Annotated in this window: 14 protein-coding genes; all 14 read right to left on the bottom strand. The window is 58.7% G+C overall.

Annotation, left to right across the window (positions count from 1 at the left end; all coding sequences use genetic code 11):
• Nucleotide 1: 1 nt before the first annotated feature.
• Nucleotides 2–991 carry an NADH-quinone oxidoreductase subunit NuoH gene (gene nuoH, locus JC200_RS12365; RefSeq protein WP_274432005.1) on the bottom strand — a complete coding sequence of 330 codons (990 nt, stop codon included), beginning with the start codon at nucleotides 989–991 and terminating at the stop codon, nucleotides 2–4.
• On the bottom strand, nucleotides 991–2112 hold the full coding sequence (locus JC200_RS12360) for an NADH-quinone oxidoreductase subunit D (RefSeq protein ID WP_274432004.1): 1122 nt from the start codon (nucleotides 2110–2112) through the stop codon (nucleotides 991–993). The genes nuoH and JC200_RS12360 overlap by 1 nt, the downstream gene beginning before the upstream one ends.
• Nucleotides 2096–3148 carry an NADH-quinone oxidoreductase subunit C gene (locus JC200_RS12355; RefSeq protein WP_274432003.1) on the bottom strand — a complete coding sequence of 351 codons (1053 nt, stop codon included), beginning with the start codon at nucleotides 3146–3148 and terminating at the stop codon, nucleotides 2096–2098. Before JC200_RS12355 ends, JC200_RS12360 begins: the two co-directional genes overlap by 17 nt.
• On the bottom strand, nucleotides 3145–3708 hold the full coding sequence (locus JC200_RS12350) for a NuoB/complex I 20 kDa subunit family protein (protein ID WP_443111821.1): 564 nt from the start codon (nucleotides 3706–3708) through the stop codon (nucleotides 3145–3147). The genes JC200_RS12355 and JC200_RS12350 overlap by 4 nt, the downstream gene beginning before the upstream one ends.
• Nucleotides 3699–4067: an NADH-quinone oxidoreductase subunit A gene (locus JC200_RS12345; RefSeq protein ID WP_274432002.1), complete on the bottom strand. Its 369-nt coding sequence runs from the start codon at nucleotides 4065–4067 to the stop codon at nucleotides 3699–3701. Before JC200_RS12345 ends, JC200_RS12350 begins: the two co-directional genes overlap by 10 nt.
• A gap of 917 nt (nucleotides 4068–4984) precedes the next feature.
• Nucleotides 4985–5440 (bottom strand): F0F1 ATP synthase subunit epsilon, encoded by a 456-nt coding sequence (locus JC200_RS12340; protein ID WP_274432001.1) that lies wholly within the window; start codon nucleotides 5438–5440, stop codon nucleotides 4985–4987.
• A gap of 86 nt (nucleotides 5441–5526) precedes the next feature.
• The gene (gene atpD / locus JC200_RS12335) at nucleotides 5527–6933 is read right to left on the bottom strand and encodes a F0F1 ATP synthase subunit beta (RefSeq protein WP_274436535.1); all 1407 of its coding nucleotides are present in this window, start codon (nucleotides 6931–6933) and stop codon (nucleotides 5527–5529) included.
• 373 nt (nucleotides 6934–7306) lie between these two features.
• Nucleotides 7307–8218 (bottom strand): ATP synthase F1 subunit gamma, encoded by a 912-nt coding sequence (gene atpG / locus JC200_RS12330; RefSeq protein WP_274432000.1) that lies wholly within the window; start codon nucleotides 8216–8218, stop codon nucleotides 7307–7309.
• Nucleotides 8175–8375, bottom strand: a complete 201-nt coding sequence (locus tag JC200_RS12325) for a hypothetical protein (protein ID WP_274431999.1) — start codon at nucleotides 8373–8375, stop codon at nucleotides 8175–8177. Before JC200_RS12325 ends, atpG begins: the two co-directional genes overlap by 44 nt.
• 2 nt (nucleotides 8376–8377) lie before the next feature.
• Nucleotides 8378–9886, bottom strand: a complete 1509-nt coding sequence (gene atpA, locus JC200_RS12320) for a F0F1 ATP synthase subunit alpha (RefSeq protein ID WP_274431998.1) — start codon at nucleotides 9884–9886, stop codon at nucleotides 8378–8380.
• Nucleotides 9883–10440, bottom strand: coding sequence for an ATP synthase F1 subunit delta (gene atpH / locus JC200_RS12315; RefSeq protein ID WP_274431997.1), 558 nt, complete (start codon nucleotides 10438–10440; stop codon nucleotides 9883–9885). Before atpH ends, atpA begins: the two co-directional genes overlap by 4 nt.
• Nucleotides 10434–10928, bottom strand: a complete 495-nt coding sequence (gene atpF, locus JC200_RS12310; RefSeq protein ID WP_274431996.1) for a F0F1 ATP synthase subunit B — start codon at nucleotides 10926–10928, stop codon at nucleotides 10434–10436. The genes atpH and atpF overlap by 7 nt, the downstream gene beginning before the upstream one ends.
• A 64-nt stretch (nucleotides 10929–10992) precedes the next feature.
• Nucleotides 10993–11229, bottom strand: a complete 237-nt coding sequence (gene atpE, locus JC200_RS12305; protein WP_274436534.1) for an ATP synthase F0 subunit C — start codon at nucleotides 11227–11229, stop codon at nucleotides 10993–10995.
• Nucleotides 11230–11418: 189 nt separating this feature from the next.
• Nucleotides 11419–12174 (bottom strand): F0F1 ATP synthase subunit A, encoded by a 756-nt coding sequence (gene atpB, locus JC200_RS12300; RefSeq protein WP_274431995.1) that lies wholly within the window; start codon nucleotides 12172–12174, stop codon nucleotides 11419–11421.

Genomic DNA, 12174 nt, shown 5'->3' with positions numbered 1-12174 from the left:
CTCATCCGAAGATGGCCTTCAACACCGCCGTAATGACCAAGTTGGCCAATGCCAGCGGCAAGAGAATTTTCCAAGCAAAGCTCATCAACTGATCTGCGCGGATACGCGGCATGGTCGCCTGAATCCAGAACTGAACGGAAATAAAGATAAAGACTTTAATCGCGTACCACAGCCAGCCGGGCAAAAACGGCCCGCTCCAACCGCCGAAGAACAAGGTCGCACAAAGACCAGCCATCGCGAACAAATAGATGTACTCGGTCAGGTAAAAGAATGCAAAGCGAAAGCCCGTGTACTCAACACTGTAGCCTGCGACCAGTTCGGACTCCGCTTCCGGCAAGTCAAACGGCGTGCGGTTCATCTCCGCCGTCGCCGCCACCATGAACACGCAGAAGCCGAGGAACTGCGGCACGACGTACCACCAACTGTGCTGTTGCGCCGTGATGATGTGGTTGAGGTTCATCGACCCAGCCATCAGGACGACGCCGACAATGGACATGCCAAGCGGAATTTCATATGCGAGCATCTGCGCTGCACTGCGCATGCCGCCGATGAGCGCGTACTTGTTGTTCGACGCCCAGCCGCCGAGCATGACACCGTGAATCGTGATGGCGGACAGCGCCAAGTAGTAAAGTACGCCGATGCCGAGATTCGCCGTGAACACGTGGTGCGCGGAGAACGGCAGGACAGCAAGCGCCATGAAGGACGGGACAAACGCGATAATCGGCGCGATCAGGAAAAGGCCCTTGTCTGCCCGGTCCGGCGTGACGTCTTCTTTAATCAGCAGCTTGAGGACGTCAGCCGCGGTCTGCAGGAGCCCGAGTGGACCGACGCGGTTCGGACCAATGCGGCCCTGCATCCAACCGATCAACTTTCTTTGGTAGTAAATCGTGTACATCACGACGAGTAGCGTCAGGAGGAGAATGACCAGCCCGCCAATCACCATTGCGAGCACATGCAGCCCGGTGAGCGGTTGGTTCGCCCAGTTCCACATCAGGCGTCCACCTCCCCGAGCACAATGTCGACGGCGCCGAGAATGGCAATCAAGTTGGACATCGTCTGCCCGCGCAGCAGGTCCGGCAAGATCTGCAGATTGACAAACGACGGCTTGCGGATCTTCATCCGGTACGGCTTATCTTTGCCGTCACTGACGATGTAGAAGCCGAGTTCACCGCGCGCCCCTTCGATCCCGGTGTAATGCTCGCCAGCCGGCACGCGAATCATCTTCGGCACCTTACCGAGCACGGGGCCTTCGGGGAAGCTATCGAGCGCTTGCTCCACGATGCGCAGGGACTGCTCCATCTCGAGCAGATGCAGGTAGTAGCGGTCGTAGCAGTCGCCGTTTTTGCCAACTGGGACTTCGAAGTCAAAGCGGTCGTAGATGGAGTACGGTTTCTGTTTGCGCAGGTCCCAATTGAAACCGGTTGAACGCAGGTTGATGCCGCTCATTCCCCACGCGAGCGCGGTGTCCGTGTCAAACTTGCCGATGCCGCGGACACGGTTGAGGAAAATTTCGTTGCCGGTCACGAGCTCGTCGTACATCTTCAAACGTTCTCGCATGAACGGCACGAACTTCTTGACTTCTTCCAGCCATCCAGGAGGCGCGTCCCATTTCACGCCGCCAACGCGCATGTAGTTGTAGGTGAGGCGAGCACCGCAGATCTGGTTGAACAGCTGAACAATTCGCTCGCGCTCCTGAAAGACATAGAGGAACGGGCTCATTGCGCCGAGGTCGAGCAGATAAGTGCCGATAAAGAGAAGGTGCGATGCGACGCGGTTGAGCTCCATCACGAGGACGCGCAGGTAGTCGGCGCGCTCCGGAATTTCCAGGCCCATCGCTTCCTCGACGGTGTGCACGAGCGCGTAGTTGTTCAGCATCGATGCCAGGTAGTCGAGGCGGTCGGTGTACGGAATAATCTGCGTGTACTGCAAGCCCTCGGCGAGCTTTTCGGTACCACGGTGAAGGTAGCCGATGACGGGCTCCGCTTCGACAATGGTCTCGCCGTTCACCTTCACGAGCAACCGGAACACGCCGTGCGTGCTCGGGTGCTGAGGACCGACGTTCAGCAGCATCTCTTCGGTTCGGATTTGGTCTTTTTCATCGAGAAGAGCCATCTGCATCCTCCCCTACTACGTCCCAGTCGTTGAAGTCCTTGCGGAGCGGGTGACCTTTGTATTCGTCCCACATCATGATGCGCCGTAGGTCCGGGTGGTCGGTGAACGTGATGCCAAGCAGGTCGTACACCTCCCGCTCCTCCCAGTTCACGCCGGGATGGACGGGCACGAGTGATGGCACAACTGGGTTGGCTCTGTCTGCCCGGGTCTTGAGGTTGACCCAGTGACCGAGGCTGGTCGACTGCACGTACACGGTCACTTCGATGTACCCTTTGTCCGGGTAGTCTGTCCCGGCCATCATCTCGATGTAGTTGAATTTCCAGTTGTCGTCGGTCCGAAGGAACTCGACGACGTCGCGCCAGTAGTCTTTGTTAATCACGACCATCGGCGTATGGTGCGCCGCTCCGGTCTCGACGACCACACCGGGCTTGGCAGGCTCTGCTGAGTCGGTCGCTGCGAGCTCCTGTGCTGCCGCAGGCGTGGCGGGTGTGCCCTCGCTCGCGGTCGCCTCTGTAGCGGGCGTCGGCGGTGCCGTATCGCTCGCTGCGTCTGCGGCGAGTGTCCGCTCGACGGCACCTGCGGTGATGGCCCGTACGGATGCGTCAGGCGCAGCAAAGTGCGCTTCGATTGCCTGCTTCAGTTCTTCTGCTTTTGCCTTTGCCGCTACGACGCGGGGGTCAGGTGGCGGCGCCGGTTTCGCAGCCGGCTTTGCGCCTGCTGGTTTCGCTGTCGTTCCTGCAGCTGGCTTCCCGGCTGCCTCGGGCCGGGCAGGTTTCTCTGCAGCAGCTGGCTTCTCTGCAGCAGCTGGCTTCTCTGCGGCAGCAGGCTTCTCTGCGGCAGCAGGCTTCTCTACAGCAGCAGGCTTCTCTGCGGCAGCTGGCGCGCCGGCTGCCTCGGACTGTGCCGACGCTGACTGCTCCGGCGCCGCGGTCGGTTCGGCGGTCGGACTCACAGCGGCAGGCTCAGCCGGTTTCTGTGCTGCTACTTCTGGCTCCCCGGTCTCGGGTACGTCGGACTTCTTCTCTTCATCGCTCACGCCGGGTTCACCTTCTTCTTCGGCCGTGCGTCGTTGCGGATTTTCTCCTGCAACAGGTTGATGCCGTAAATCAGCGCTGGCGGCGATGGCGGGCAGCCGGGAATGTAGACGTCGACTGGCACGATTTGATCGACACCCTTCACCACCGAATAGCTGCGGACGTACGGACCGCCGGCGGTGGCGCAGGACCCCATCGAGATCACCCATTTCGGATCGGGCATCTGGTCATAGAGGCGCTTGAGCAGCGGCGCCATCTTCTTCGTCACGGTGCCTGCGACAATCATCAAGTCCGAGTGGCGCGGCGAAGCGCGGAAGATGACGCCGAAGCGGTCGAGATCATAATGGGACGCTCCGGTTCCCATCATCTCGATGGCGCAGCAGGCGAGGCCGAAGGTCATCGGCCACAGACTGTTGCTGCGCGCCCAAGCCTTGACTTGCTCGAGCGGCGCCAACAGTAAACCACCCCGATTCAACTCAGCGTTTTCCTCCGGGGTGAAGCCTTCGTATTCGAACATTGGGAGCCGCGAAGCACGAGTCAAGTCGATCTGGCTCAAGTCCATTCCAACACCTTCTTTCTCCACGCGTAGATGAGGCCGACCACGAGCATGAAGATGAAGATCAGCATCTCAGTCAACGCAAATAGGCCGAGTTTGTGGTAACTCGCGGCCCATGGGTAGAGGAACAGGGTTTCGACGTCAAACACAACAAACAATAAAGCGAACAAATAATACCTGGCGTTGTAGCGAACGTGAGCGTCGCCGATTGGTTCGACACCGCTCTCATAGGTGCTCTGTTTCTCTTTACTCGGTTTTTTTGGCCGTAACACCGGTCCAATCACCCATAGAGAGGCAAACGGCAGGAACACACCGATTAACAGAAACAGGAACACAAGAAGGTACCCGTTCCAATACGTAAACATTGGTCTTCCCTCCACGCCGATCAGTGTGTGTCGACCTCGATCATTATAGCAAACGGGTTTTTTGGAGTAAAACGGCGTATCATACTGGTACGTTTGGACTATTACAGCCTTGCCTCTACAATTAGTACAGTTTTTCGAATTGGCGTTTATTGGAATTGGTGTTCAGGGAGCGCTTCGTGCCTTACGTTCAGGCTCAGGCTGGGAATTTGGATCGAAGCAACATCGCGACTCGGTGATTTTTAAATTTCTATGACTTCTGCTGGATAGCACACGAGGGACGCAATGAAGATGTGCTTCCAAGCGTAGCGGGGGGAATTCGGCCCTTTGCTCCTTTAGTTGATGAAAATCGCCTCCAGGCGATTTTCTCCTTTCACGCTCTGTGTTGGGAGTTGCTCGAGCCACAGAAGTGCCCTGGTTTCGGTGCCCATTCATTCGCAACAGACGGTATGAGAACGTGCAAAGCCGCCCCGCTGGTCGATAACGAGCCGTGGGCGCGTTAACCGAAATCGGTAACGCGTTTGCAACGCGTTATTGACTTGGACGGCGTGAATTTCAGCGCAATAACGCTCCCTGGACGCGTTATTGCTGTCCAAAGGAGGGTCGGTGGGCGGTTTCGGTCCCGTTAACGCGTTTTGGGAGCGTTACAGGGTCGAATTATGTCAACCAGTAGCCGGATAACGCGTTTTCAGGCCGTTAAGATGATGGTTGTGTAAACGACCAATCACCCTCGGCCCCTGACGGCGCAATCGACAACGAGGGCTGCCCCACGAAGGCATCGAAACGCCTATTGGGACAGCCCCGAAAAGTCGCGTTGTAAAGCCTCAGCTCTAAGCCCCAGCTCTAAGCCTCAGCTCTAAGCCTCAGCTCTAAGCTTCAGCCCTAGTACGCCTCAGCCCTACACGCTTCAGTTGTTGTCCTTACTTGCTCACTGACTCCGTCAGGACCTTCTCGAACACGTTGCCTGACGCATTGGAGAGCTCGAGCATCTGCAGACGGAGCGCTGCCCGGTCACGGGCTGCTTCCGCGCGCGTAAGCTCAATCCCTTCGCCGCGCTGGGAGAGCCGTTCCTCTGCCCGCTGCTTCGCGCGCTGGGCGCGTTCCACGTCGAGCGTCATAGAGGTTTCAGCCGCGTCCGCCAACAGCGTGATCCGGTCCTGCCGCACCTCTAGGAATCCACCGCTGACCGCGATGTAGTCCTCGCCGCCGCCTTCCATGCGCACCTTAACGATGCTCGGTTGGACTGTCGTGGCGAGCGGCGCGTGGCGAGGCAGGATGCCGATTTCGCCCATGCCGCCTTTGACGACGACAAACTCGACTGGATGTGAGAACAACAGCCGATCGGGCGTAACCACTTCGAGCAACACCGTACTCATTGCGCCACCTCCTCGGACTTGACTAGCGACAATCGGGTAAGGGTGCGACAGTGTAGCCCTAACTCACTAGGGGCTACACTCGCACATCAAACCGTGATGCCTTCTGCCTTGGCTGCCTCGTAGACTTCGTCGATGGAGCCGCGGTAGCGGAAGAGAACTTCCGGAATGTCGTCGCACTTGCCCTCGAGGATGTCTTTAAAGCTGCGAACCGTGTCCTTCACGGGCACGTACTTACCCGCTGCGCCCGTGAACTGCTCCGCAACGAAGAATGGCTGCGAAAGGAAGTTCTGAATTTTGCGAGCACGCGACACGGTCAACTTGTCGTCGTCGCTCAATTCATCCATTCCAAGGATCGCGATAATGTCCTGCAACTCGCGATACCGCTGCAGAATCCCCTGCACTGCACGGGCGGCGTCGTAGTGCTCGTCGCCGACGACGTCTGGTGACAAGGCGCGGGATGTCGAACCGAGCGGATCGACGGCTGGGTAGAGGCCCATCGCCGCGATGTTACGGTCAAGGTTGGTCGTCGCGTCCAAGTGCGTGAACGTGTTCGCAGGCGCCGGGTCGGTGTAGTCGTCAGCCGGAACGTAGATGGCTTGAATCGACGTGATGGAACCCTTGACAGTAGATGCAATACGCTCCTGCAATTGGCCCATTTCAGTCGCCAACGTCGGCTGATAACCAACAGCGGACGGCATGCGGCCGAGCAGAGCGGACACTTCAGAACCGGCCTGCGTAAAGCGGAAGATATTGTCGATGAAGAGGAGCACCTCACGTTGCTCTTCGTCGCGGAAGTACTCAGCGAGTGTCAGACCGGCAAGCGCCACGCGTAGACGCGCGCCCGGCGGCTCGTTCATCTGACCAAACACCATCGAGGTCTTTTCGATAACCCCGGAGTCGCTCATCTCGTGGTAGAGGTCGTTGCCCTCACGAGTACGTTCGCCAACACCAGCGAACACGGAGTAACCGCCGTGCTCTTTCGCGATGTTGTGAATGAGCTCCTGAATCAGCACCGTTTTACCTACGCCAGCGCCGCCGAAGAGGCCGATCTTACCGCCTTTGACGTACGGTGCGAGCAAGTCGATGACTTTGATGCCTGTCTCGAACACTTCCATCTTCGTGGTCAGGTCCGCGAAGGCTGGTGCCTCACGGTGGATGGACCAACGCTGCTCTGTCTGCGGCTGCTCTTTGTTGTCGATGGCTTCGCCGAGCACGTTGAAGATGCGTCCGAGCGTCTCCGGCCCAACTGGCACACTGATTGGTCGACCGGTGTCCTCAACGTCTACGCCGCGGATGAGACCGTCCGTGGACGACATGGCGACGGTGCGGACGACGTTATCGCCGAGGTGCAGGGCGACTTCAAGCGTGATGTTGATGGACACTTCGCCCTCATACTTCACGACCAAGGCGTTGTTGATGGCAGGCAGCTGGCCCTCGGGAAAGCGCACGTCCACGACTGGGCCCATGACCTGCACCACTTGCCCCTTGTTCAAATCTTTCGCCTCCCTGTGCGGGGGTCGGATGGCCTCAGCTCGCAAGCGCCAAAGCGAGCACTCGTCGACGCCACCCAACCCCCTTTCGTCTTCGAACCCTTTGCTTCCGGGGTGGTAGCAATCGGCGCTCGCCGATTGCATCCGGTCCCCTTTCGTCTTCGAATCTCTTGCATATCTCCGGCCGCGCCGATTGGTTCCTGGAGCAGTCGCTGCAGTGCCGTCAGGCGGCGGGCGGTCGGTCGATGTGTCGTTTTTGTCGCTATTCGGCTCATTTTTCCGCTGTAGCGACATTTTTTCCACTCGCGGCGCCGGTATCAGCCGACCCGCACCCGATTAGCGACACCAATGTCGCTACCGAGTCGACGTGGCGAGCCTACTTCAGTGCTTCGGCACCGCCGACGATTTCGACAATCTGCGTCGTGATCGCCGCCTGACGTGCGCGGTTCAGCGCGAGCGTCAAATTGTCGATCATCTCGTTCGCCGTGTCCGTCGCGTTCTTCATTGCAGCCATCCGCGCCGAGTGCTCGCTCGCCTTGGCGTCGAGCACCGCCTGGTAGACCAGGGTGACAGCGTATTTCGGAAGCAGTGCGGAGAGCACCGTCTCCGCATCCGGTTCGTACAGGTACTGCACCGTCGATTGGCCTGATGCCGATTGGCCGGACGCGAGATTGCCAGAACCCGATTCAGCCGGACTCTTCTGATCCCCGATGTCGGACAGCGGCAGGACCTTTTTCACGACCGGGATCTGCGTGGCGGCATTGATGAACTCGTTGTAGACAAAGTACAACTCGTCAAACTCCTCAGCCTCGTAGGCTGCAACCACCTGCTCGGCTAAGTCGTTGACCGAGTGGTACGACGGTGAATCCGGGATGCCAATCACTTCTCCCGCGAGCGGGTAACCGTGACGCTTGAAGAAATCGCGGCCGCGCCGACCGACGGCGTAAAGCGCGTATGTCGATGTGTCTTTGCCGCGAAATTTCTGCAAGGCCATGCGGATGACCTGCGCGTTGTAGGGACCGGCCAAGCCGCGATCGGCGGTGATGACCAGGTACCCCGTGCGCTTCACGGGACGAGTGGCGAGCAGCGGGTGTTTGACATAGCGCGCCGACTTCGACACGTTCGACAGCATCGTCTGCATCTTGGCCAGGTAGGGCTTGGACAATTGCACGGCTTCCTGAACGCGGCGCAACTTGGCGGCCGAGACCATCTGCATGGCTTTCGTGATTTTCGCAGTATCCTGCTTACTCTTGATACTGCGCTTGATATCTCTGGTGTTTTGCGGCACTCCATTCACCACCTTTGCCGGCGCGCGGATTCACCGCGACCGGAACAAGTCGGTTCGTACTCGTGACGCCCACAGGCGCCAGCCCGGACCCTGCCGGTTGCTGCCGGACCCTGCCGAGTTGCTGCCGGTGCTCACGCGCCACCAGCATCAGTCGCAACCTCAGGCCACGAACGTCGCCTTGAACTTCTCGACTGCTTCTTTCAGTTGAGCGACCGTGTCCTCTTTCAAGTCTTTCGTCGAGAGGATGCCGTCGTAGATGCCGCTGTAGTTACTAGCGACGTACGCGAGCCACTGCTCTTCAAAGTTGCGGACTGCGCTCACTGGCAAGTCATCGACATAGCCGTTGACGACGGCCCACAGGGAAACCACCTGCCGTTCAACTGGCATGGCAGCGTATTGGGTCTGTTTCAAAATCTCGACCGTGCGTTCGCCGCGGGCCAGACGAGCCTGCGTGGCGCGGTCGAGGTCGGATCCAAACTGCGCGAACGCCTGCAACTCGCGGTATTGCGCGAGGTCGAGCTTCAAGGTACCCGCCACTTTCTTCATGGCCTTAATCTGCGCGTCGCCGCCGACGCGGGACACGGACTGACCGACGTTCACAGCCGGACGGATGCCGGAGAAGAACAGGTCGGACTCGAGGAAAATTTGACCGTCGGTAATCGAGATCACGTTGGTCGGAATGTAAGCTGAGATGTCACCGGCCTGCGTCTCAATGAACGGCAGCGCCGTCATCGAGCCACCGCCGAGGTCGTCGGACAGTTTGGCCGCGCGCTCGAGCAGGCGGGAGTGCAAGTAGAACACGTCGCCCGGGAAGGCTTCGCGGCCTGGCGGGCGGCGGAGCAGCAGCGACATTTCGCGGTAAGCCGCAGCCTGTTTCGTCAAGTCGTCGTAGATGATGAGGGCGTGCTCGCCTTTGTACATGAAGTACTCGCCGATTGCGCAACCCGCATACGGCGCCATGAACAGCAGTGGGGCCGGTTCGGAGGCGCTGGCCGAGACGACGATAGTGTAGTCCATCGCGCCGTGCTTACGCAGGGTCTCTACGACCTGCGCAACTGTCGAGCGCTTCTGGCCGATGGCGACGTAGATACACTTCACGCCGCTGCCTTTCTGGTTGATGATGGTGTCGAGCGCGATGGCGGTCTTACCGGTCTGGCGGTCGCCGATGATGAGCTCGCGCTGACCGCGGCCAATCGGAATCATGGCGTCAATCGCCTTGATACCGGTCTGCATGGGTTCAGCAACGTGTTTCCGCTCGATCACGCCCGGCGCCCGCGACTCAATCGGCCGAAACTCGGTGGTCTCAATCGGACCGCGGTTGTCGATTGGCAACCCGAGCGAGTTTACGACGCGACCGAGCATCGCGTCACCGACAGGGACCTGTGCGATGCGGCCTGTCCGCTTCACTTGATCGCCTTCCTGAATGCCCTCGACGGAGCCGAGAACAATCACACCGACGTTGTCTTCTTCGAGGTTGAACGCCATACCGTAGACGCCGTTTCCGAACTCGACCAACTCACCGGCCATGACGTTTTGCAAGCCGTACAGGCGCGCAATACCGTCACCAACGGACAGCACAACGCCTGTGTCGTACACTTGGACTTGCGATTCAAACTGCTCAATCTGTTTTTGGATGAGCGCGCTGATTTCATCCGGTCGGATACTCAAAGGGTTCCCTCCTTGACAGCCCCATTGGCCAGCTTCTGACCCAACTGCGACAGGGCTCCTCGAACCGTTGCGTCGATGACGCGGTCACCTACGCGGATTCGGGCGCCTGCAATCAGGTCGGGATTGACAGTCAGGGTCGCAGTGACTTTCTTCCCGAGCGACTCCCCGAGCTGTCCTTCAATCCCGGCGAGCTGTTCAGGACTCAACTTCATTGCGCTCTCGACCTGTACGGTCATCTCGCCCTTGGCCTCTTGTGCCAACGCGTGAAAACGTTCATAAATCGCGACCACGTACTCGCCTCGGCCACGCTCGAGCAGCAGCTTCAAAAAACGCACGACGAGCGGGCTCAGGTCACCTAGCACGTTGGTCACGACGTTCACTTTTGCGTCCGCAGGGATGAGCGGGTGATTGAGGATGGCCTGCAACTCGGGGTGACTGCGCAGGACATCTGCGAGCACCTTCAAGCTGCCATCCATCGCGTCGACCTGGTCTTGCCCCTTGGCGAACAAAAACAGCCCTTGCGTGTAGCGGTTTGTGACTGCGCCGCTCAGCATACCAATTCACCCAACTGCTTCTCGGCTTCTGCGAGCATCTCTACGTGCACCGGTTCGGTGACGTGGCCCCGCAGTAACTTGTCAGCAAGTTCGACGGTGATTCCTGCGACTTTCTCGAGCGCCGCGTTCAGCGCTTCTGTCCGCTCGCGGTCAATCATCTGACGCGCCTCATTCAGGAGACGCTGTGCCTCAGCTTGCGCCTCAGCAATGATTTCCCGAGCTTGCTCATCGGAGCGCGTGCGCGCCGCGTCGAGCAGTTGCTTCGCGTCTTTGCGAGCTTGTTCGAGCAGCGTCCGCTGCTCGTGTAGCAACTTCTCGCTCTCCGTGCGCTGTTCTTCTGCATCCGAGATCTGTTTCTCTACGTGCAGCCTGCGCTGCTCCATGACGTTCGCAAGTGGCTTGAACCCAAACCGCTGAATCAACCAGAACAGAATCAGGAACGTGATGATGGAGACTACAAACGTTCCGACCTCAAACACCGAACCCACCGAAGGCCACCTCCCTTGTCAGATTCGCCCACCTGTTCACAGGGCTCTGTTTGCCAAGCTCGGCTTAGAGCTTACCGACCGTGAACAGCAGGATAAACCCGAAGGCGAGCGCAATAACTGGGAAGGCTTCAACCAAGGCAACACCGAGCAGTGCGCTCGCAAAGATTGAACCACGTGCTTCAGGCTGACGGGCTACACCTTCGACATACTTGCTCATCACCAAACCGTCACCTACACCGGAGCCAACCGCAGCCAAACCGAGCATCAGAGCGACCGCGACATCTGCCAACGCTTGTTGCATTGTAAACATGATAGAACGTCCTCCCTTTTCATTGTCCCACTTAAGATTGTTCCTTGCTTTGTCGCGCGCCCCCTGGTTGGGAGCACTTGCAGAGCAAACTTGCGGCGGACCTCTGTGGCGCACAGACAATAGGACTCACGCGCCAGGAAGAGGTAGCCCTTGAACTTTTCAAACGTCCTCAGGCGTCAATCAATGGTGAGCGCCCGAAAACGACTTGTTGCCAATGTAAAGGCACGTCAGAATCGAGAACACATACGCCTGGATGGTGCTGACGAAGGCGGAGTAGAACAGCCAAACTAACAGCAGCGGCAATCCAATGGGCACCCAGCCAAAGAGCAGCGGGATCCCGAGGAAGATTCCAATGAGCGCTTCGCCGGCGAAAATGTTGCCGTAAAGACGCATGCCGTGCGTGAGCGGGTTCGTGATCTCCTCGAGGACGGCGAGCGGCGATGGCGAGACGAAGTGTTTCAACCACTGACGCGGATGCCGCAACCCAATCGCGTGTGAGATGATCCACACCATGACCGCCATCCCAAGCGTCATGCTCATGTTGGCAGTCGGTGAGTCGAACAACATGACTTCGCCTTTGCCTAGGCTCAGTTGGTGAGCCGTGATGCCAAGTGAGGGAACGGGATGGTGCATCTTGATTGCGACTGTGGCAATCAGACCCAGCCAGTTGGACACGAACAGGAAGATGATCATGGTGAAAGCAAGCGGCATGATCCAGTTCACAATCTGCTCGTTTGGCATCGTGTCTTTCGCCATGGTCCGCGTAAATTCGACAGCCCACTCCATGACATTCTGCAGACCGCGCGGGTGAATCGACACTTTGCGCACGGCGAGGCGCAGGACGACGAGCACCACAAGTCCCGCGAACACCATCATCGCGATGGTGGTCAGGTTGATTGGGAAGCTGTTGGGAAACAGGGTTGGAAACGCTGGCAC

The organism is Alicyclobacillus sp. ALC3 (assembly GCF_028751195.1).
Taxonomy (GTDB): Bacteria; Bacillota; Bacilli; order Alicyclobacillales; family Alicyclobacillaceae; genus Alicyclobacillus_L.
Note: the sequence above shows the minus strand (reverse complement) of the source record. Positions and strands in the feature narration are given on the sequence as shown.